Below are 22164 nucleotides of genomic sequence, written 5' to 3' on the forward strand. Positions count from 1 at the left end.
TTTAATTTCCTCCTAAGAGTGGACTTATTCTTCGTAAGTCTTCTACAATCTCCTTTAGCTTTACAACTGTATAATCTATTTCTTCTTTTGTGTTATATTTAGATAACGAGAATCTTATTGAACCATGAGAATCTTCATGACTTTTGCCCATCGAAAGTAGCACATGACTTGCTTGCAAATTTCTGCTGTAGCAAGCAGATCCTGTTGTTACACCAATACCTTCAAAGTCAAGCCTTAAAGCAATAGATTCACCTTCAATATATTTAAATGTAACATTCAAAATATGCGGAAGCGAGTTATCAAGAGTTCCATTAAGTTGAACATCTGAAATTTCGTGCATCAATTTCTCGTACAAGTAAACTTTTAGATCTCTTAGATAGTCAGTAATATTCTCGCTCCACAATTCAAAGGCTTTCTTTGCGCCAATTATTGCAGGTGTATTTTCGTGTCCTGCCCTTATATTAAATTCGTTAAATCCACCATCAATTAGTTTTTCAAGCTTTGTTCCATTTCTTACGAATAAAATTCCTATGCCCTTTGGACCATAGAACTTATGAGGAGATATAGTTAGCATATCAATCTGACATTTGGATAAATCAACAGGAACATATGGAACTGCAATTGCAGCATCAACATGCAGAATAATACCCTTTTCTTTTACAATTTTTGCAATTTCTTCAATGTTTTGGATAGTTCCAACTTCGTGATTTGCAAGTTGAATTGAAACTAAAATAGTGTCATTACGTATTGCCTTTCTTAATTCATCAATATCAACAAAACCTTTTTCATCAACACCAACATATGAAACATTAAAACCAGATAAGGCAAGTTTTTTAACAGTTTCTAAAACCGAAATGTGCTCAATCTTTGAAGCAATAATATGCTTACCTTTATCTTTATTTGCAAAGGCATAGCCTTTTATGGCAAGGTTGTTTGCTTTTGTTCCAGAAGAAGTAAAAATAATTTCATTTCCCGAAACGCCTAACTTATGTGCTATATAATCTCTTGCTTCTTGAATTTTATCGGCAACTTGTAAACCCAAAGTGTGTGAAAAAATTGAAGAAGGAATTGCATAATACTCGCTTGTAAATTCACACATTTCATCCACTACAGCAGGATCGGGCTTTGTGGAACTCGCATTATCAAAATAAATCATAAATAACCTAACTCCTTTTTAGCTTCTTCGCTCATCATGTCAGGTGTCCACGGTGGATCATATGTAAGTTCAATTTGGACGTCTTTCACCCCATCAAGAGATCTTAAAACCATTTCAACATCATTCATTATGTAATTTCCCATAGGGCATCCAGGAGCAGTCATTGTCATTAGAACCTTTACAATTCCATTTTCTTCGTCTACATCAAGTTTGTAGATAAGTCCGAGATCAACAATGTTAATGGGAATCTCAGGATCATAAACATTTTTTAATGCATTAATTATTTCTTCTCTTGAAACCATTTTTTCCTCCTTACTCTTCCGAGTAAATTCTTTTCTCTCCTTCTAATTTTTTAATATCAGTAACATCTTGCGTTACTTCAAGTGTTCCAAGATAATTTCCGTTTGTATCACGCACCGCAAAATACCTAATATATATTAGTCGTCCTTGCAAATTTATCCAAAATTCTGCAAGATCACGCTTCCCACTTTTAAAATCCTCTAAAATCTTATTTACTATATGTACGCTTTTAGGTGGGTGGCAATTTTGTACGCTTCTTCCCAATACTGACTTTGTGCGTACAAAAATCCTTTTTTCACCTCTATTAAAGAATTGAACTATATCATCTTTATTGATAAATGTAACTTCGAACGGGAGCGCCTCAAAAAATGCATTTAATTCATCTAGTGTGAATTTTCCAGAACCAAGATAAACATACCTATCCTCTTGCTTACCATATCTATCCTGAGACTCAATAACTTCCGGAATAAGATTTCTGTCTGTAAACTTTGCATATCCTATCTCGCTCATACTTTCTAAAACTTTATTCCATTCTTCTTCATTAAGTCTGTCGATTGCAGTTGGAAATAAAATTTTGTTTTCCTTATAGATGTGAGATGTTTTGAGATCCACAATGTATTTCAAAAGATTCGGTATTTCTTTTAAATCTGCCTCTTCCAAATTGCTGGCCTTCTCTAAGTATTTTTTCAAATCTTTAAGTCTTGCACGAACTGAATCATGTTCATTCCAGAGAATCTGAGGAGGCTGAACAACATCATGCCTTTCCAAAAACGGAAATAGTGCATTTTCTTCCCTAACCATGTGGTTTTCAAGATCTAATAAGGCATCAAACACTTCAAAATTTTCTAGTAATACTTTTATTACTTCTTCTTTATTATTCAGGCTTTCAATCTTGGACGCAATACTCATAACTTTTCCTAAAACGAACGATATTTTTTTGTGCTCATCATATAGAATATACAGTGGATGCCCTGGCTGAACTTTTATTTCTTCGTTTTCAAGAGATTCCCTAAATATATCTATATGAACATCACATAGCTTATGGATTTTCTCTTGTGGAAAATGATCTTGGACAATAAGTGTATTCTCTATTATCGCTATTTCTGCAGGATGCACATTTTCAAGAATTTTTTTAAAACGTTCTTTCACCTCTTGAGGGGAAATTAAACCTTTATCCATATCAATAAGAAGATTCCTCATTAAATTTAGTCTTTCCTCTCTACTTAAATTGTTTTGTATAAACTCACTCATTCTTCTCACCTCTGATAAATTATAACCATTAAAGTAATATTTTGCAAGAGAAAATTCAAAGAATTTTTAGAAATTTTAGTAAAAATTCTTGACAATAATTCAAAATTCTGTAAACTTGTAATGAGAAAATTGTGAAAGGAGGCGATTATCCTAACGATTTGTTAGGAGAAAACCAGTGGCAGAAGTACACAGAAGACAAAATGAGTCCCTAGAGGACATGCTAAAAAGATTTAGAAGGGAATGCGCAAAGGATGGAATTTACGCGGAAATTAAAAAAAGACGCTATTATGTTCCGCCAAGCGTAAGAAAAAAACAAAAAGAAGCAAAGAAAAAGTAAAAAAACTTAAAGGCAGGCTTTACCCTGCCTTTATTTGTTTTGGGGGATAAAAATGGCGATTAATCCAAACACTAAAAAAACCGAAGTTACAATATTAACAGATGCATTTGTTATTAAAGGTTTCATTTATGTCCCTGCTAACATGCGCTTTTCTGATGCGTTGAATAAGTTTTTAAAAGATATACAATTTTTGCCTGTAGTTAACGCTGAAATTCGTGCCATTAACTCTAATCAAATAGTCGAAAAAAGAGATTTTATTCTAATCAAAAAAGAGATGATTGTAGTGATATCACCTTCTTCGGAATAATTCGTTTATTTCCATTACTTTTCTCTTTACATCTTCAATAGTTGGATCGATATAAATCGGTTCTTTGACAGATTTCATGGCACTATCAATATCCTTTAAGCCGTTGCCGGTGATAATAACAACTACTTTATCACTTCCTTTGATAAGACCTTCCTTAAGAGCTTTTAAATACCCTGCAAATGAAGTAGAAGCGGCAGGTTCAGCAAAAATACCACTCATAGTTCCAAGATATTTTATTGCTTTTAGAATTTCTTCGTCACTAACTTTTATTCCAAATCCATTCGAGTTTTTAATGTATTTAACAGCCATGATTCCAGATCGAGGAATACCAACTGATATACTATCTGCAATCGTGTTTGGCACAACAGGTTTTATTATACCATCCCCATTTACAGCATCTACAACTGGAGAACAACCTTCCGCCTGGACTGCAACTATCTTAGGCATCCTATCTATAAAGCCAAGGTTCAACAAATCAAAAAATCCTTTATAAACTCCTGAAATAATATTCCCATCCCCAACGGATACAAAAACATAATTTGGAACATCGAAACTTAACTGCTCTGCAATTTCAAGTGCAACGGTTTTCTTACCTTCAACAGTATATGGATTAAAACCTGTGTTTCTATTGTACCATCCAAATTCTCTCGTTGCTTTTATTGAAAGATCAAATGCTTCATCATAAGTGCCATTAACTGCAAAGACAGTTGCTCCGAACACTAAAAGTTGAGTTAATTTGGCTTTTGGAGCATTTTTAGGAACAAAAATATAAGACTTCAATCCAAGCGACGCAGTTGCTCCTGCAAGAGAAGAAGCAGCATTTCCGGTAGATGCACAAGTAATTTCAGTTTTGCCTAATTCTTGAGCCTTGCTAACTACTATTGCAGAAGCTCTATCCTTCAAAGAGGCGGTAGGGTTTCTGCCATCATCTTTAACGAAAAGGTTTGAAACTCCTAAATCCTCCCGAATTCTGGGAACCTGATAAAGAGGGGTAAATCCAACTTGGAGAGGCGCAATTTTTGAAGGATCATTAATTGGAAGTAGAGGCAAATATCGCCATAATGAGTAACTTTTATTATTTGAAAGATACTCTTTAGTAAATTCTCTTTTTATAGATTCGTAGTCATATTCAACTTCAAGCAATCCATTATCTCCACACTTGGGACAAGTGTACATTACCTCGTTTTCATCGTATTCTGTCCCGCAAACTAAACACTTAAGTCTTTTAACATGACCCATATCAACGCTCCTTTCTCTTTTTCTTATTATATTCAATCTTAAAAATTCTTCATAAATCTATTGCAATTTTTAAGCAATTTTAATAAAATACATTAAAGGAGGTGAAGTATGTTAAAAAACAAATTAAAAACACTAGTTGTTGCATTAGTTATGCTAATGCTTGTATTTACTGCTGTCTCATGTCAGCCTCAACAAACATCTCAAACAACTACACAAACTCAAACTCAAGAGAAGACTATTAAGGCTGGTTTCATCTATGTCGGACCTACGGGAGACTATGGATGGACTGCCGCACATGACGAAGCAAGGAAACAACTTGAAAAGAAATTCCCATGGCTTAAAACTGTCTACATTGAATCAGTTCCAGAAACTGATGCGGGACGTTACATTGACAGGTTGGTAAATGAGGAAAAGTGCAACATCATCTTCACAACCAGTTTTGGTTACATGGATGCAACTGCAGAAGCAGCAAAGAAATACCCGAATGTAATATTTGAACACTGCTCAGGTTACAAAAGAGATACTAATCTTGGAACATACTTCTCAGAACTCTACCAAGCATACTACTTAACAGGTCTTATGGCTGGTGCGTTAACAAAAAGCAATAAAGTAGGTTACGTTGCTGCCCATCCAATACCTGAGGTTGTAAGACACATTAACGCATTCGCAATTGGCGTAAAAGAAGCAAATCCCAAAGCTAAGGTATATGTTAGGTGGCTTTTCTCTTGGTATGATCCTGCAAAGGCAAAGGAAGCAGCAGAATCACTAATTTCCGAAGGTGTTGATGCGTTAGCCTTTACTGAAGACTCGACAGCTGTTATCGATGTTGGAGAGGAACATACGAAGAAGGGACAACAAATTTACACATTCTCACACTATAGCCCAATGCTTCAATATGGTCCTGATACAGTTGTTTCTGGACAACTTGCAGACTGGGAACCAATCTATGAAGATATTATAAGAAGAGTTTACACGAATACTTGGACCAACCAAGATTACTGGTGGCTAATGAAAGAAGGATCATGCATAGTTGGTGCAGATATGAATACACCAATTAATCCGAAATTTGTAGATGCACTTAAAGCAAAATTCGTAAACGATCCGATCTTTGGAAAAATTAGTATCTATGACCTCGTTATGAAGAGAAAAGAACAAATGAGCGAACCTACAGTACTATTCGATCCGTTTACAGGCCCAATCTATGATCAAAAGGGAACTTTAAGGCTTAAACCAGGAGAAAGAGCATCACACGATACTCTTTGGAGTATCGATTGGTTTGTTGATAACGTTGTAGGAGAAATCCCGAAATAAATAGAAATAACAAGTAAACAACTTGGGGGGATTTATTCCCCCCTTCAATTAAATTAAGTGAGGTGAAACCTTGGATGGAAAAGAAATTGAATTCAAGTCAATCGAACTAAAAGATATATATAAAGAATTTCCAGGAGTTGTTGCAAACAACGGAATCTCTTTAAAAATTAATGCAGGAGAAATACATGCGCTTTTAGGAGAAAATGGTGCAGGAAAGACAACACTTATGAACATTATTTACGGAATTTATCAACCTGATGAAGGAGAAATATTTATAAACGGAAAAAAAGTTTTTATTGACTCCCCACGAACAGCAATGAACTATGGAATTGGAATGGTTCACCAACACTTTATGCTCGTCGAGAATCATTCAGTCGCTGAAAATGTTGCCCTTGGACTTAAAGAAGCAAAATTTTTTAATCCAACAAAGGATATTGCAAAAGAAATAGAAAGATATAGTAGCGAAATTGGTTTACATGTAAATCCTGATGCAAAAATCTGGCAACTTTCAGCAGGAGAGCAACAGAGAGTAGAAATTTTAAAAGCATTAATGCGTGGTGCAAAACTTTTGATACTTGATGAACCCACATCAGTGTTAACACCACAAGAAGCAGGCGAACTTTTTAAAACAATTAAAAAACTTGTTAACCAAGGACATTCGGTAATTTTCATTACACATAAGCTTGAGGAAGTCTACGAACTAGGTGGGATAGTAACAGTTTTGCGACAAGGTAAAGTAGTTGGCACCACCACAACAAAGCATGCAACAAAAGAAGAACTTGCAAAAATGATGGTTGGAAGAGAAATTATTTTCAATTTTGAGAAGGAAGTAGTCCCTCAAGGGAAAGTTATTGTTAAAGTTGAAAATCTTGAAGTTTTAAGCGATAAAGGAATAAAAGCTGTTAAGAATTTGTCCTTTGAGGTGCGTTCGGGTGAAATTTTAGGAATTGCAGGTGTTTCAGGAAATGGGCAAAAAGAGCTCGTTGAGGCGCTTACGGGCCTTAGACACGTAGAAAAAGGAAAGATCATTATAAATGGCAAAGAAATACAAAATAGTGGGGCAAGAGAAATCGGTGAAATGGGAGTTGCTCATATTCCAGAAGAAAGAATTAAATACGGAATTGTACCTAACCTTCCAGTTTACGAAAATGCAGTTCTAAGAGATTATTATAAAGAACCATTTTCGAATAAAGGCATTTTAAACTACAAATCAATTAAAGATTTTGCAATAAAACTGGTAAAAGATTTTTCTATTGCAACGCCTTCTATCGAAACCAAAACAAAACTTTTATCTGGTGGAAACATACAAAAATTAATTCTTGCTCGCGAAACCACCACAAAGTCAGACTTCATTGTTGCAGCACATCCAACTTACGGTCTTGACATCGCAGCAACTGAATATATACGAAAATTATTGTTGAAGAAAAGAAAAGAAGGCTCAGCAATACTTCTTGTATCAGAAGATTTAGAAGAAATCCTACAACTAAGCGATAGAATTGCAGTTATGTTTATGGGAGAATTTATGGGTATAGTTGATCCTAAAAAAGTTTCAATTGAAGAAATCGGTTTGATGATGGCTGGGTCACTGAGGAAGCAGGAGGAGAATAATGCACATCTCAATTGAAAAAAGAGGATATGTATCAAAAAATTTCTCAACTGCAATATATATTTCATCAATATTCTTCGCGGTAATAGTCTCAAGTTTTATATTTCTCTTTAGAGGGGTAAATCCATTCTACGCTTTTTATAAAATCTTTCAAGGTTCTTTCGGATCTCTTTATGGCATTAAGGAAACGATAACCAAGGCTATACCGTTACTACTTATTGCAGAAGGACTAATTGTAGCCTTTAAAGGTAAATTCTGGAATATTGGTGCAAACGGTCAACTTCTAATTGGGGCAACATTATCGACTTGGGTAGCATTGAATTTTGGTCCAACCAACTCAACAATTCCAACACTTCTTCTTATGTTCCTTGTAGGGTTTATAGGTGGTGCATTATACGGACTTATACCGGCGCTTATGAAAGTTAAATTAGGCATTAATGAAATCATAATAACTCTTATGTTTAACTATATAGCAGAGGACTTTGTTGAGTATTTGGTATACGGTCCTTGGAAAGGTAAAACTCAGTATGGATTTCCCTACACAGACAACTTCCCTTCAAGTGCAACATTAGCACAGATTCCAGGAACAAGAATAAGTTATGTGACCTTAATAGTTGCATTGATCTCTGCGATTTTAATTTACTTTTTTATAGAAAAAACTAAATACGGATTTGAGATAAAAGTTACAGGAGAAAATCCACATGCAGCAAAGTATTCTGGCATAAACTTTGTAAAGATAACAATAATAATGATGTTAATTTCAGGTGGGCTTGCAGGAATTGCAGGTGTTGGAGAGGTTGCAGGCATTCATAAACACCTAACTTATCCTTCGCAGGTTTCCTCTGGATATGGGTATACAGCCATAATTGTCGCATGGCTTGCGCAACTTAATCCGATTCTTGCAATAATTTCTGCATTTTTCTTTGGCGGAATTTTAGTCGGTGGAGATATAATACAGACATCTCTCGGTTTTCCTTTTTCTACAATCAATGCATTTAACGGGTTTATATTGATATTTGTAATGGTTGGCAATTTCTTTACTGAATATAAAATTAAAATTAGAAGGTGATAATATGAACCTAATTATTTCAATTCTTCAAAGAACAATGGTTGCAGGAACTCCACTTCTTCTAGGAACAGTAGGAGAAATTCTTGCTGAACGATCTGGAATCCTAAACCTCGGTATAGAAGGAATGATGGCATTAGGTGCAATTGTTGGCTTTAGCATCACTTATGTAACAAAAAATCCAGTTATCGGTGTAGTTGCAGGCATTTTAGCAGGAGGAGTTCTATCTCTTATTCATGCGTTTGTTTCAATAACTATTAAGGGAAATCAAACTTTATCTGGTCTTGCCATTGCGATGATTGGATCAGGATTAGCGGGTATGCTTGGTAAAAGTTACATTGGTGTTGCTCTTCCTTCTAAATTTTCTGAAATAGCCATTCCGGGATTATCCAATATTCCTTTTATTGGACCTATACTATTTAATAGAGACCCTCTTTTTTACATTGGCATTATATTAGCTGTTTTCTTTTGGTTCTTACTTTTTAAAACACGCTGGGGAATAAACATAAGGTCAGTTGGAGAAAATCCAAAAGCAGCAGATGCACTTGGAGTTAATGTTGGCCTAATTAGATATATCTCTACGTTTATCGGTGGCTGTTTTGCGGGTTTTGCAGGTGCATATCTTACACTTGCATATATGCCAAACTGGATTGAAGGAATGACTGGCGGACGTGGGTGGATTGTTATTGCACTTACAATTTTTGCTCAATGGAATCCATTGCGTGCAATTCTTGGAGCGTATATTTTTGGTGGTGTTGATGTTTTACAGTACATTTTGCAACCTCTTGGGATACCTGTACCGATTCTCAAAATGACACCATATATTGTCACAATTATAATACTTCTTATAACTGCAAGAGAAGTAATTAGAAAACATTTAGGAGCACCTAACGCCTTGGGTGAACCTTTTGTTAAAGGTGAAAAATAAAATAGGGGGCTTTCGCCCCCATTTATTAACTGAATAAACTTATATCAATATTCACTTTTGATGAACTTTCCAAATCCTTGATTTGCAAGTATTCCCTCTTTCTTATCATAAACAACTTTTCCTCTAAGAATCGTTTTTTCGATAATGCCATTGAATGTGAAACCGTCAAACGGAGAGTATTTATTCTTACAAAGAAGATCTTCTTTTGCATTAAACTTAAAATCCTGGAAAGGATTAACAAGCACGAAATCTGCATCAAAACCAACTTCTATTCGTCCCTTGTTTTTCAAACCAAACCTCTTTGCTACATTTTCCGAAAGAACGCGCTTTAAATCTTCAAGTGTAAGCCGACCCTTCGAGTAGCCAAACGTAAACAACATATAGAAACGTGTTTGAACACCAGGAATTCCTGCATAGTTATCCCAAATACTTTCTCTACTCTTTTCTTCAGGATAAACGCCGCCTGCATGATCAGTTGTTATAAAATCTATACTTCCAGTTTTAAGTCCGTTCCAAAGATATTCAGAATCCTCTTTTTTACGAACAGGCGGCGCTGTTTTTAGAATTGCACCAATCCTATTGAGATCCTCCTCATTAAATATAAGATAATGTGGACACGTCTCGGCTGTAATATCTACACCATCACTTTTTGCCATTTCTATCATCATAAGGCCAAGTTTAGTTGAAAGATGAACTATATGAACTTTGTTTTTAAATTCTCTTGCAAGCGCTATACTTCTCAAAATTGCAACAGCCTCTGCTTCATAATTTCTTCCTTTAGTCCACGCCAAAGGGGAGATATGATTTAAATTCTGTTCCCTTCTTGAAAAGTAGTCAACAAGTTCAAAATCTTCAGCGTGAATTCCTGCAACAAGCCCTAATTCTTTTATATACTCGAAAATAGATGCCATCTCTTCGGTATTAACTCTTGGGTATGTCTTCATTCCTGAAATTGTATAAAGTTTAAGGCCAACAACACCTTCCTTCTTTAAATCTTTGATTGTCTTTTTATACTCGCCCGAGTGTAGTTGCATTGGGGTAACTCCACCCCAAAAAGCAAAATCTACAAATGCCTTCTTAGAAACTATTTCAAGTTTGTATAAAAGGTTTTCCTTTGTTGTAACTTCAGGAATTGAAGTGCAGGGCATATCTATTACTGTAGTTACTCCACCTTTTGCGGCACTTTGAGTGCCTGTAAAAAAATCCTCTCTTTCAGTATATCCAGGGTCATCAAAATGAACATGTGCATCGATAAAACCAGGAAACACAATATAGTTTGTACAATCTATTGTTTCACTATCATTTACATTGTCGGAAAGATTGCCTTCGAAAATGTCCTTTATTTTTCCATCTTCAATAAAAATATTAACTCTTCTAAGATTATTTCCATTTGTAACAATGTTTGCATTTTTTAGAAACACACTATCCTCCTATTCAACAAACAGATCAACAAAACTAAATTTCTCCACATCTACAAGACCAGAATCCGTAATTTTAAGTTTTGGAATAACCGCAAGGTGCATAAACGCAAGAGCCATAAATGGATCAGGATAGGTCACGCCAAGGCTTTCATGTGCAACTTTATGTAACCTTTTTAATATTTCTGCAACTTCGTATACTGATCTATTAGTCATGAGCCCACCATAAGGTAAAGCAAGATAATCAAGTACAACCCCATTTTTTGCAAGAGCAATTCCACCACCCATAGCCTCTAATTGACTTACCGAAAGTAGCATATCTTTATCATTTTCCCCTGCAACAATTATGTTGTGAGAATCATGAGCAATTGATGTTGCAAAAGCACCATTTTTGAGACCAAGCCCATGGATAAATCCAACCGCAACTTTCCCCGTTGCTTTGTGTCTTTCAAAAACAGCAATTTTTATTATGTCGTTCACAGTATCAGATACAACAAACCCGTTAACTATCTTTGGTTCTACTACAAGTTCATCCGTAACTATTGAATCATTTCGCAATCCTATTACCCTAATTTTTTTACCTTTTACGGGAACTTTTAATTTCTCAAATGTTGCAGTCTTGAGGTTTATTGTGTTCTTTACAGCATCATCGTGACGTGGCTCTTCAACATCGAAAAGAGGAACTCCGTCCTTCGCAACAAGTTGTCCATCCTTGAACACAAGATCCATTTTTTTCAAACTCTCAAAAACAACAATATCCGCAATATAGCCAGGGGCAATACCACCTTTTCTTCTAAATCCAAAGAAAAGTGATGGGTTAAGAGTGGCAAGTCTAACAGCAGTAGGCAAAGGTATTCCATTTTCTACAAGAAGTCTAATTGCAAAGTTTATGTGTCCTTCTGAAATAAGATCCTCGGGATGTTTATCGTCAGTGCAAAGTAAGAAACGGTGTTTCGTGCTATCATTTAAAACTGGGAGCAAGTTTTTTGCATCTCTTGTAACCGATCCTTCACGCATCATTATCCACATACCTTTAGATAATTTTTCAAGCGCTTCCTCTTTGGTTGTGCACTCGTGATCTGCAAGTATACCGGCTGAAAGATAAGCATTTAAATCATATCCTGAAAGGGTTGGAGAGTGTCCATCTATAACTCCATTTCTAAAAAGCAAAATTTTGTCCAAAATCTCTGGGTCTTTATTGATAACTCCAGGATAATTCATCATTTCTGCAAGACCCAGCACTTTTTCATGATTTTTTAATACTGCAAGGTCCTCGGCATATAAAGTTGCTCCTGACGTTTCAAGATTTGTTGCAGGCACACAACTTGAAAGCATAAAATAAATATCCATTGGTAAATTCTTTGAAGCATTTATCATAAATTGAATTCCTGGAATTCCAGCAACATTTGCAATTTCATGTGGGTCAACTATTGCAGTGGTTGTCCCAAGTGGCACAACAGCCTTTGCAAACTCTGTTGGTATAAGCATGGTGCTTTCAATATGCATATGAGAATCAATAAAAGAAGGGGAAACAAAAGCACCATCAACATCAAAAACGGTGTTAGCCTCATCGTATCCACCTATACCGGCAATTACTCCTTCAGCGATTGCAACATTTCCTTCAACAATTGTTTCGTTAAATACATTCACTATTTTTGCATTCTTAATTAGTATATCTGCCGCTTTCCTTCTCCTTGCAACATCAATAATATTTGAAAGTTTTCTTCTATCAAGTTCCATGACTAAAACCGCCTCCAGAAATTCTTTGCAATTTCTTGTGATTTTCTTGATACCTCAATCTCGTCAATGTGTGTAAGTTTTTGGTCTTTTACCAATAACCTACCATGAACGAAAACGTCTCTTACAGAGTTTTCCCTAATGCCGAAAATAAGATGGAAGAAGAAATTGTCTTCATTTAGCGGAGTTGGAGGATTGTAGTCAAGCACAACAAGATCCGCATATGCTCCTTCTTTTATGACACCCACAATTTTATTAAAGAAACGATTTGCAACCGAAGCATTATTTTCAAACAGCATTCTTCTTGCAAGATCACTTCCTACTCTCGGGTCTTTATAGTGAAGTTTAGGCAATATATACGCAACTTTTACTGATTCTATCATTGAAGGCGTGTAACCATCAGTTCCAAGTCCTATTAAAATACCTTTCCTATCCATTTCAAGAATTGGAGCAACACCTACTCCATTGTTCATATTAGACTCTGGATTATGAATAACAGTTGTATGAGTTTCATTTAAAATATCAATTTCAACATCATTTATATTAATACAGTGAATTGCGAGTGTATCTTTTTTAAGTATTCCGAAATCTTTCAATCTTTCTACGGTTCTCTTATTTGAAACTTTTAAGGCGCTTTCTACATCTTCAATACCTTCCGCAACATGAATATGAAACCCAACATTTAGAGAGTTTGCTATACTTGAGACTCTCTCAAGTGTTTCATCTGAAAGCGTAAAGGAAGCGTGTAATCCAAAAAGCGCATTGAAGAAATCTCTATCTTTTTCCTTTTTAATGTATCTTTCATTTTCCCTTATTGACTGCTCAGATAATTCTTTACCCCATCGATCTGAGGTTTCGAATGCAAGCACTCCTCTTATACCGACATCTCTTAAAGCATTTTCTACAATATCAAGAGAACCATCTATAAGTCCAAATGAGGCATGATGGTCAATAATAGTGGTCGTGCCAGATTTCAGTCCTTCAATTGCAGGCATTAAAGCACTATAATAGATTTCCTCTTCAGAAATTAGGAGTTTATCAAGTTTCCACCAAATCTGCTCAAGAATTTCTTTAAATGAATAGGGACTCGCTCCGCCAAATCCGAAACCTCGTGCAAAAGTGCTATAAAGGTGCATGTGAGTGTTTATAAAACCTGGAATTACATATCTATTTTCAAGGTCGTATAGTTCTGCATCTTTATACTTAGAAGTGATCTGCTGGGTTGTTCCCACATCGAAAATTACACCATCGTCAATTGCGATAGCACCATTTTCAATATATGGTCGGTCTTTGTCTAAAGTTATAATTTTTCCGTTGTAAAGAACCTTCATTTAATCCTCCTCCTTATATGATTTCTATGTGATAGTCCTCAAGTACTACTCTTGGCTCACTTTTAATAAATTCCACTACCTTTGATAGTGTGCTAAAAAGATGTGACCTTTCCGTGTTTACACTAACAACTGTTATATAAACATCCTTCCAGGAGTCAACACTTTCTTCTGCAATAGATACGTTAAAATTGTTACGTAATTTTTTAAATAGGCTTTGAGTTACTTGCCTTTTATCTTTAAGTGAAAAAGAATCAGGAACTACAAACTTAATATTACAAATACCAACCTGCATTAGAAATAGGCAGATTCTGTCTCTTTATCAAAAACGTGAATGTTTCTTAGATCAACATATAACTCAACAATATCGCCCATCGTATAGTCTGCGTTTGCAGATGCACGTGCGATTGCAAGAGTACCATTCAATTTAAAGTGTAAGAAAGTTTCAGATCCCATAAGTTCAACAAAATCAATTGGTGCCTTTAAATGTTCAACAAAAGGTTTCATATTCTCGAGCAATTCCTCCTTGGGGAAAATATCTTTTGGTCTTATTCCAAGGATAACTTCACGTCTTCTTAGATTTGCAGATTCCAATAGTTTTGCATGATCTTTTAAGAGTTTAAGTTTAAAATCAGAACCTTTTAATATAAGGTCTTCGCCCTCTTTTTCGACAGTTACGTTAAAGAAATTCATAGGAGGTGTGCCTACAAACCCTGCAACAAATTTGTTTGCTGGCTTATCGAAAACTTCCTTAGGTGTCCCTATCTGTTGCACTTTTCCTTTATTCATTACTACAACTCTGTCGCCGAGAGTCATTGCCTCAACTTGGTCGTGCGTCACATAAATTGTCGTAACACCAAGTCTCTCATGTAACTTGATAAGTTCACCCCTTGTTTGCACTCTGAGTTTTGCATCCAGGTTTGAAAGAGGCTCGTCCATAAGGTAAACTTTTGGGTCTCTTACAATCGCTCGGGCAAGTGCAACCCTCTGTCTCTGACCACCTGAAAGTTCCTTAGGTTTTCTTTCAAGAAGATTCTCAAGACCTAACATTTGTGCAACTTCTTTTACTTTTTTGTCAATTACATCTCTTGGAACTCTCCTCAATTCAAGTCCAAAAGATATATTTCTATACACGTTCATATGAGGATAAAGAGCATAATTTTGGAAAACCATTGCAATGTCACGATCCTTCGGTGGAATATCATTGACTAATTTACCTCCTATATAGACTTCTCCGGACGTAACTTCCTCAAGTCCTGCAACAATTCTAAGTGTGGTTGTTTTTCCACATCCCGAAGGTCCAAGTAGCACTAAGAATTCTCCATCTTTTACATCAATGTTTACATTGTCAACTGCGACTACGTTGCCAAATTTTTTTGTAACGTTAACCAATTTTACGTCAGCCATTGTTTCACCTCTCCTATTTTTTACATTTTGTAATAAATGCAATGTTATGTATACTATTATAGTATATTTTTATTAAAAATACAAAATAAATTGAGGTTAAAAATGCAAAATAAACTATTTTTATGGCTTCACATGCACCAACCAGATTATTTAGATTCCTTAACAGGAAAAATTATTCTACCTTGGGTTAGAAGACATGCACTTAATGGCTATTATTCTGTTCCATCAATGCTTCTAAAAAGTGAGTTTAAGGCAAACATTAATTTTTCAGGAATTCTTATAGAGCAAATAAAACAATACCAAGATGGCGAGAAAGACGTTTACCAAGTTTATGAAGATGCAGAACCTGAAAGTTTAAGTGAAAGTGAAATAAATTTTATATTCAGGAGATTTAAAACACCTTATTCTTTTAAAAACAAGCGTTTCGATTACTTAAAAGAAAAATTTTCTAAAGGAGAAAAATTATCATCCCAAGAAATTCTTGATTTTCAAGTTATTTTTAAGTTATCTGCTTTCGCTCAAATTGATGAGGAAATAATCGAATTGAGGAATAAAGGTATGAATTTTACAAAACAAGATAAAGAAGTTCTTATCAATCTTGAAAAGAAGATTATACATAGCCTTTTCGATATTTACAAGGAATTAATTAAAAGAAACCAAATTGAAATAACGGTTACACCATATTATCATCCAATAATTCCGCTTCTTCTTGACTTAAATTCTGCAGTTAAAAGCAAAAAAGATGCAAAAATCCCTAATTTGCAATCAAATTTATATGAAGATGCAAAAATACACATAGACAAGGCTCTAAGTATAGGTTTTGACACCTTTAACATACAAATTAATGGAATGTGGCCTGCAGAGGGAAGTATATCTGAAGAAACAGTCATCTTATTTAAAAACTCAAAAATTAAATGGATCGGAAGTGACGAAACCCTTGTAAGATCACTTGGTTTAGGACAGGGGGTTTACAACTATAAAGATGTTACCTTATTCCTGAGAAATCATTCTGTTTCTGATAAAATTGGCTTTATGTACAATAAAATGAAACCTAGCGATGCAGTAGCCGACCTGAAACATGAACTTGAAAAAAACGGTAATCTTATCCTTATCCTTGATGGAGAAAATCCATGGGAGTATTTTGAAAATTATGGTGCAAACTTCATGGAAGAATTATTTAAATCCTTCAGTGGAAAGGAAACTCTTCTTGGAAGTGAAGCAGAACCAATAAAAGAAATTAATTATTTTGTACCTGGCTCTTGGATAAACGGACATTTTGACACATGGATTGGAGATGAAGAAACTAATACTGCTTGGACTTACCTAATTGAGACACGCAAATTCGTCAACAATGATACCGCAAAAGAATTCATTTTGAAAGCACAAGCAAGTGATCACTTCTGGTGGTACAGTGATTTTCACAAGAATGAAATTAACTTTGATTTTGATTATCTTTTTAGAGGACATTTAATTAAAGCACTTTTGGAAAATAAAATCGATGTCAAACCATATTTGTATTACCCAATTAAAAGTTTCCCATAAGGAGGTTTAAATGCCAGAACTAAGAAGAGATCCAACAACAGGAAAATGGGTTATTATCGCTACAGAAAGAGCATTAAGACCAACTGATTTTAAAAGCGAAGAAGAGGTTTTAAAAGGTCCTGAAAACTGTCCATTTTGTGTCGGACATGAATCAATGACCCCCCCTGAAATTACTGCAATAAGAGAAGATGGATCATTTCCAAATGGTCCAGGGTGGGATGTACGTGTAGTACCAAACAAGTTTCCGGCATTAAAGGTGGAAGGAGAACTAAATCGTCATGGAAAAGGCATCTACGATGTTATGAATGGTATAGGAGCCCATGAAGTGATTATTGAATCAGGCGATCATTATAAATCTCTTGAATCTCTTCCACTTGACCAAGTTGAAAAAGTAATTTGGATGTTTAGAGAAAGGATGCTTGATTTAAGAAAGGACGTAAGACTTAAATATATTCTCGTCTTTAAGAACAAAGGAAGAAGGGCAGGCGCATCATTAGAGCACCCGCATTGTCAGTTAATTGCAACGCCTGTTTTACCAGATGTTGTCAAGCTTGAACTTGATATGGCCTTAAGATACTACCAGTATAAGGAAAGATGTATTTACTGCGATATCGTTCAGCAAGAACTTGAAGAGAAGGAAAGACTGATTGACGAAAATGAAAAGTTTATTTCAATTGTTCCATTTGCAGCAGCCGTTCCTTTTGAAATAATGATTCTTCCAAAAGAACACATTTCAGACTTTGGACAGATAAAAGCAAATGAAATTATAAAACTTGCAGAAATTCTTCAGAATTCTTTGAAAATGCTTGAAAAAGCAGTACCAAATGTTCCCTATAATTTCTATATTCACACATCACCCCTTGATAATCTGAATATCTCATACTACCACTTCCATATCCACATAGTCCCGAGGCTTACACAACTTGCTGGGTTTGAATGGGGATCAGGTTTTTATATTAATCCAATGATTCCAGAACAGGCAGCACAATTCTTAAGAAATGCTAAGGAGGAAAAACAGGCATGAATATAGGAATAGTTTCAAGCGAAGCAGTGCCATTTTCGAAAACAGGAGGACTTGCAGATGTTGCAGGAGCATTGTTTAAAGTGCTTTCAAGTATGGGAGAAACAGTTTACCTGTTTACTCCTTACTATAAGAAAACTAAAGAACTATTCAAACAATTTGAAAAAAGAATTCCATTCAAAGTTAAAATTTATGGAAAAGATGTTGAAGGGATTGCAAATGTAGTTGAATTTTACAAAAACGGAATCGCTGTCTTAATAGAACAGAACGAGTATTTTAACAGAGATAGTCTATACGGGGAAAAAGGGGTAGATTATCCCGATAATCCTTTAAGATTCGGATTTTTTGATAAGGCTGTTCTTGAAACTTTAAAGGTTTTAAACCTCAAAGTAGATGTGCTACATCTAAACGACTGGCAAACAGGACTTATTTCTCTTTTTGTTAAGGATAAACAACTACCATATAAAACCCTTTATACAATTCACAACCTTGCATATCAAGGAAATTTTGACTATGACTTTTTAAAGTTATTAGAAATTGATGAAAAATATTACTCAATTGATGGCGTTGAATTTTATGGAAAAGTGAGTTTCATGAAGGCAGGCATTGTATACTCTGATAAAATAAGCACTGTAAGTCCGACCTATGCAAAGGAAATTCTTACTGAGGAGTTTGGTGAAAGAATGGAAGGAATTTTAAAATCGAGAAAAAACAATCTTATAGGAATACTAAACGGTATTGATTACGAAATTTGGAATCCGCAAACAGACACACTAATTTATAAAAAGTTTGATTTAGACAATTTACAGGGTAAAAGAGAAAACAAAATTGAGTTCGTAAAAGAACTTGGGTTAAAAAGTATAGATGCACCACTTCTTGGAATGGTATCAAGAATTGCATCACAAAAGGGTTTAGATATACTTTCAGAGTCTCTAAAAGAGATTTTGAAAGAAGATGCAAATGTAGTAATTCTTGGAACTGGGGAAAAACCTCTTGAAGAAAAATTAAAGGCACTTTCAGACCTTTATCCAGAAAAATTCAAATTATTTTTAACGTTTGACGAAGCGCTTGCTCATAAGATATATGCTTCATCTGACTTCTTCCTCATGCCTTCAAAATATGAACCTTGCGGGTTAGGGCAGATGATTGCATTAAGATATGGAACACTTCCAATCGTCCATGAAGTGGGTGGATTAAAGGATACAGTTGATAACTATTCAGATATAACACAATGTGGAAATGGTTTTTCTTTCGAAGAATATTCAAGCGATGAGTTAACTTCAGCAATAAACAGAGCGCTTTCTATTTTCAAAAACAAAGATTTAATGTTAAAATTAATTAGGATTGGCATGAGCTGTAACTTTTCATGGGAACAATCAGCAATGAAATATTTAGAGATTTATAAGGAGCTATTAAATGCCAATTAAATTTGGTACATCAGGCTGGAGAGGAATAATTGCAGACGACTTTACTTTTGAAAATGTTAGGCTTGCTTCAGCGGGTATAGCCTACTACCTTAAGGAAATTGGTGCAAGATCAATTATTGTAGGATACGATACACGTTTCATGTCTGAGGATTTTGCAAAAACTTCAGCATCGGTTGTTGCTGCATACGGAATTGAAGTTTATTTTTCCCAATACGATATACCAACTCCTGTCGTTGCCTTCGAAATATTAGATAAAAATGCAGACGGAGGAATTAATATTACAGCGTCTCATAACGATTACATGTATAATGGCCTTAAATTTTCGAATAAAACAGGTGGACCTGCTCTTCCAGAAGAAACAAAGAGAATCGAGGAAATAACCAACCAAATAAAAGAAAATAAAGAAAAAATTCAGATAACTAACTTTGATGAGGCAGTTTCGAAAGGTTTAATTCACATTTTTGATAAAACAAACTACTTTGATAACTTACGAAAAATGGTCGACTTTGAAAAAATTAGAGAAAAACGTCTTAGAGTTGTTTATGAACCATTTTTCGGAACAGGAAGAAGATTTCTTCCGCCATTGATTCAAGATATTACTGATTTTGAAATGATTCACGGAGTGCGTGATCCACTTTTTGGAAAACTCCATCCAGAACCGATAGAAGAAAACCTTAAACCTTTGCAAGAAGCCGTTCTTAAAAAACAAGCAAATATTGGAATCTCTACAGATGGCGATGCAGACCGTTTCGGCTTTATAGATTCAGACGGTAGCTTCGTTCCCCCAAATATTATCCTATCAATTATTTACCATTACCTTCTTGATGTAAGAAAACTTAAAGGGAATGTTGTTAGAACAATTTCAACGACAACACTACTTGATAGAATCGCCCATGCACATGGTTTTGAAGCAATTGTTACACCTGTTGGTTTTAAGTACATAGGAGAAGCACTTTTTGAGAAAAAAGCAATTTTTGGAGGAGAAGAAAGTGGTGGTGCTTCGTTACAGGGATGGCTTCAAGAAAAAGACGGTATATTAATTGACACTCTTGTGCTCGAAATAATCTCTCACTACGGGAAAAGCCTTAGGCAATTAATGAACAATTTGTTCGAAAGATACGGCACGGTACATAATAAAAGGATAGACTTCTCATTTTCTAAAGAATTACAGTCTAAGTTAATGGGTCTCCTCAAAGAGTACATCATTCAAAACAAAGAGCTACTTGCTGTAACTAATATCAATGAACTTGATGGTTTGCAAATTACCCTCGAAGATCAAAGCACGATTCTTTTTAGACTCTCTGGAACAGAGCCAAAAATGAGAATTTATCTCGAAGCATATTCAGAAGAAAAACTAAATAAATTATCGCATTTTGCGATTCAAATTCTTAACAAGGCAGGTGGATTAAGTGAAAATTGATTATTCGAATATATTGAGTGAAAATATAGGCATTCGTGGGATACAAAAAGCTGAAATTTTAAAAGAAGAAGATTTACTTAAAACCGTTAAAAATAGAATACTGTCACGAATTAATGATGACTACTATCCCCTAAATCTTCCAGATGCAATGCTCAATGAGGTTCGTGAAATTAAAGACTACGCTTCAAATATAAAAGAAAGATTCGACAATCTTGTAGTAATTGGAATGGGTGGCTCAATTCTCGGTAATGAACTTCTTCATTATTCAATTAACGGTGTATATTCAAATTTAGAAAAATCTAAGAAAATCTATTTCATCGATAATATTGATCCAGAGACAAATATTACACTTCTTAGAAGTCTTGACCTTAAGAAAACGTTTTTCAATATCATAACAAAATCTGGGTCAACAAGTGAGACATTGTTAAATTTACTTTTACTGATCGACCTTTTTAAGAAAGAGGGGCTCAATCCGAAAGACCATTTTCTTTTCACAACTGACCCGGAAAAAGGCTTTCTAAGGAAACTTTCAGAGGAACTTGCGATTAAGACATATCCTATTCATCCGAAAGTGGGCGGTAGATATTCTGTTTTATCGCATGTTGGCCTATTTTCTGCTGCGTTTGAGGATGTTAATATTGAAAAACTCTTACTTTCTGCAAAAAAAAGGAAAGAAAAATTTTTGTCTAAGAAACCAATTGAAGATAGTGCGATGGTTTTTGCTTTGATTCAATACAAATTTTTTAGAGAAAAGGGTGTTAACATAAACGTTTTGTTCTCATATTCTGACGGTCTTGAATATTTAGGCAAGTTTTATGAACAACTCCTTGCAGAAAGCATTGGTAAAAAGTTTACAAGAGATGGACAAGAAATTCATTCAGGTATTACACCTGTTGTCGCAAGGGGACCGTACCATCAGCATTCAACACTCCAACTTTTCATGGAAGGTCCGTATGACAAGTTAATTATTTTCGTTGCACCAAACAAATTTAGAAAAGACATAGAAATTAAGAAAAGCTTAGAACACGATGAAATTAACTTCTTAAGTGGAAAATATTATTCAGAATTACTATTAAACGAATATATTGCAACCAAGATGGCCTTAACTCAGAACGGTAGACCAAACGTTTCGATAGAAATCGAAAAAATAAACGAAGAAACCTTGGGTGAATTAATTTACTTTTTAGAACTCGAAGTGCTTGCTTTGGGAGAGATTCTAAATATAAATCCAATTGATCAACCATCTGTTGAAATTGGTAAAAAATTTACACACGCCTTGATGGGAGATAAAAATTACTCTGAATACCTTAAAACTCTTGAAAAATTAGGAAATGTTGATAAACTAATCCTTGATTAAGGAGAT

20 protein-coding genes are annotated in these 22164 nt (G+C 34.9%); 11 read left to right on the forward strand and 9 right to left on the reverse strand.

The window, feature by feature from the left end; all coding sequences use genetic code 11:
* Nucleotide 1: 1 nt before the first annotated feature.
* The 3 genes from CSE_RS04310 to CSE_RS04320 are packed head-to-tail and all read right to left on the reverse strand — an operon-like array spanning nt 2 to nt 2707.
* Complete coding sequence (locus tag CSE_RS04310) at nt 2-1156, reverse strand: cysteine desulfurase family protein (protein WP_014453420.1); 1155 nt, start codon at nt 1154-1156, stop codon at nt 2-4.
* Nucleotides 1153-1458 carry a metal-sulfur cluster assembly factor gene (locus CSE_RS04315; protein ID WP_014453421.1) on the reverse strand — a complete coding sequence of 102 codons (306 nt, stop codon included), beginning with the start codon at nt 1456-1458 and terminating at the stop codon, nt 1153-1155. Before CSE_RS04315 ends, CSE_RS04310 begins: the two co-directional genes overlap by 4 nt.
* Before the next feature lie 10 nt (nt 1459-1468).
* The gene (locus CSE_RS04320) at nt 1469-2707 is read right to left on the reverse strand and encodes a DUF438 domain-containing protein (RefSeq protein ID WP_014453422.1); all 1239 of its coding nucleotides are present in this window, start codon (nt 2705-2707) and stop codon (nt 1469-1471) included.
* A 175-nt stretch (nt 2708-2882) separates the two neighbouring features.
* On the opposite strand from CSE_RS04320, the gene rpsU reads away from it, so the two are divergent.
* Together rpsU and CSE_RS04330 are read left to right on the forward strand one after the other, a co-directional pair.
* Entirely contained in the window at nt 2883-3044 is a 162-nt protein-coding gene (gene rpsU / locus CSE_RS04325) for a 30S ribosomal protein S21 (RefSeq protein ID WP_014453423.1), read from the forward strand.
* 52 nt (nt 3045-3096) lie between these two features.
* Nucleotides 3097-3351 (forward strand): hypothetical protein, encoded by a 255-nt coding sequence (locus CSE_RS04330; protein ID WP_014453424.1) that lies wholly within the window; start codon nt 3097-3099, stop codon nt 3349-3351.
* Here CSE_RS04330 and CSE_RS04335 read toward each other — a convergent pair.
* Nucleotides 3334-4590: a threonine synthase gene (locus CSE_RS04335; protein ID WP_014453425.1), complete on the reverse strand. Its 1257-nt coding sequence runs from the start codon at nt 4588-4590 to the stop codon at nt 3334-3336. The two genes, CSE_RS04330 and CSE_RS04335, sit on opposite strands and share 18 nt — an antisense overlap.
* A gap of 108 nt (nt 4591-4698) precedes the next feature.
* On the opposite strand from CSE_RS04335, the gene CSE_RS04340 reads away from it, so the two are divergent.
* The 4 genes from CSE_RS04340 to CSE_RS04355 all read left to right on the forward strand — a co-directional run bounded on the left by CSE_RS04340 (nt 4699) and on the right by CSE_RS04355 (nt 9501).
* Nucleotides 4699-5901: a BMP family ABC transporter substrate-binding protein gene (locus tag CSE_RS04340; protein WP_014453426.1), complete on the forward strand. Its 1203-nt coding sequence runs from the start codon at nt 4699-4701 to the stop codon at nt 5899-5901.
* Nucleotides 5902-5971: 70 nt separating this feature from the next.
* On the forward strand, nt 5972-7525 hold the full coding sequence (locus tag CSE_RS04345; RefSeq protein ID WP_014453427.1) for an ABC transporter ATP-binding protein: 1554 nt from the start codon (nt 5972-5974) through the stop codon (nt 7523-7525).
* Entirely contained in the window at nt 7509-8576 is a 1068-nt protein-coding gene (locus CSE_RS04350) for an ABC transporter permease (RefSeq protein WP_014453428.1), read from the forward strand. Before CSE_RS04345 ends, CSE_RS04350 begins: the two co-directional genes overlap by 17 nt.
* A gap of 4 nt (nt 8577-8580) precedes the next feature.
* Complete coding sequence (locus CSE_RS04355; RefSeq protein WP_014453429.1) at nt 8581-9501, forward strand: ABC transporter permease; 921 nt, start codon at nt 8581-8583, stop codon at nt 9499-9501.
* A gap of 44 nt (nt 9502-9545) precedes the next feature.
* Here CSE_RS04355 and allB read toward each other — a convergent pair whose 3' ends face one another.
* Genes allB through CSE_RS04380 form a run of 5 tightly spaced genes read right to left on the reverse strand, consistent with a single transcriptional unit; the run spans nt 9546 to nt 15391 of the window.
* Nucleotides 9546-10922, reverse strand: a complete 1377-nt coding sequence (gene allB / locus CSE_RS04360) for an allantoinase AllB (RefSeq protein WP_014453430.1) — start codon at nt 10920-10922, stop codon at nt 9546-9548.
* Nucleotides 10923-10931: 9 nt separating this feature from the next.
* Complete coding sequence (gene ade / locus CSE_RS04365) at nt 10932-12659, reverse strand: adenine deaminase (RefSeq protein WP_014453431.1); 1728 nt, start codon at nt 12657-12659, stop codon at nt 10932-10934.
* A 2-nt stretch (nt 12660-12661) separates the two neighbouring features.
* Nucleotides 12662-13987: a putative aminohydrolase SsnA gene (gene ssnA / locus CSE_RS04370; RefSeq protein WP_014453432.1), complete on the reverse strand. Its 1326-nt coding sequence runs from the start codon at nt 13985-13987 to the stop codon at nt 12662-12664.
* A 13-nt stretch (nt 13988-14000) separates the two neighbouring features.
* Nucleotides 14001-14279 (reverse strand): DUF503 domain-containing protein, encoded by a 279-nt coding sequence (locus tag CSE_RS04375; RefSeq protein WP_014453433.1) that lies wholly within the window; start codon nt 14277-14279, stop codon nt 14001-14003.
* A complete protein-coding gene (locus tag CSE_RS04380; protein WP_014453434.1) occupies nt 14279-15391 on the reverse strand; it encodes an ABC transporter ATP-binding protein in 1113 nt (370 codons plus the stop codon). Before CSE_RS04380 ends, CSE_RS04375 begins: the two co-directional genes overlap by 1 nt.
* 102 nt (nt 15392-15493) lie before the next feature.
* On the opposite strand from CSE_RS04380, the gene CSE_RS04385 reads away from it, so the two are divergent.
* Genes CSE_RS04385 through CSE_RS04405 form a run of 5 tightly spaced genes read left to right on the forward strand, consistent with a single transcriptional unit; the run spans nt 15494 to nt 22158 of the window.
* On the forward strand, nt 15494-16933 hold the full coding sequence (locus CSE_RS04385) for a glycoside hydrolase (RefSeq protein ID WP_014453435.1): 1440 nt from the start codon (nt 15494-15496) through the stop codon (nt 16931-16933).
* A 10-nt stretch (nt 16934-16943) separates the two neighbouring features.
* Nucleotides 16944-17957: a galactose-1-phosphate uridylyltransferase gene (gene galT, locus CSE_RS04390; protein ID WP_014453436.1), complete on the forward strand. Its 1014-nt coding sequence runs from the start codon at nt 16944-16946 to the stop codon at nt 17955-17957.
* Nucleotides 17954-19381 carry a glycogen synthase GlgA gene (gene glgA, locus CSE_RS04395; RefSeq protein WP_014453437.1) on the forward strand — a complete coding sequence of 476 codons (1428 nt, stop codon included), beginning with the start codon at nt 17954-17956 and terminating at the stop codon, nt 19379-19381. The genes galT and glgA overlap by 4 nt, the downstream gene beginning before the upstream one ends.
* Nucleotides 19371-20801, forward strand: coding sequence for a phosphoglucomutase/phosphomannomutase family protein (locus CSE_RS04400; RefSeq protein ID WP_014453438.1), 1431 nt, complete (start codon nt 19371-19373; stop codon nt 20799-20801). The genes glgA and CSE_RS04400 overlap by 11 nt, the downstream gene beginning before the upstream one ends.
* A complete protein-coding gene (locus CSE_RS04405) occupies nt 20791-22158 on the forward strand; it encodes a hypothetical protein (protein WP_014453439.1) in 1368 nt (455 codons plus the stop codon). The genes CSE_RS04400 and CSE_RS04405 overlap by 11 nt, the downstream gene beginning before the upstream one ends.
* Nucleotides 22159-22164 lie beyond the last annotated feature (6 nt).

Source organism: Caldisericum exile AZM16c01, from assembly GCF_000284335.1.
GTDB lineage: Bacteria > Caldisericota > Caldisericia > Caldisericales > Caldisericaceae > Caldisericum > Caldisericum exile.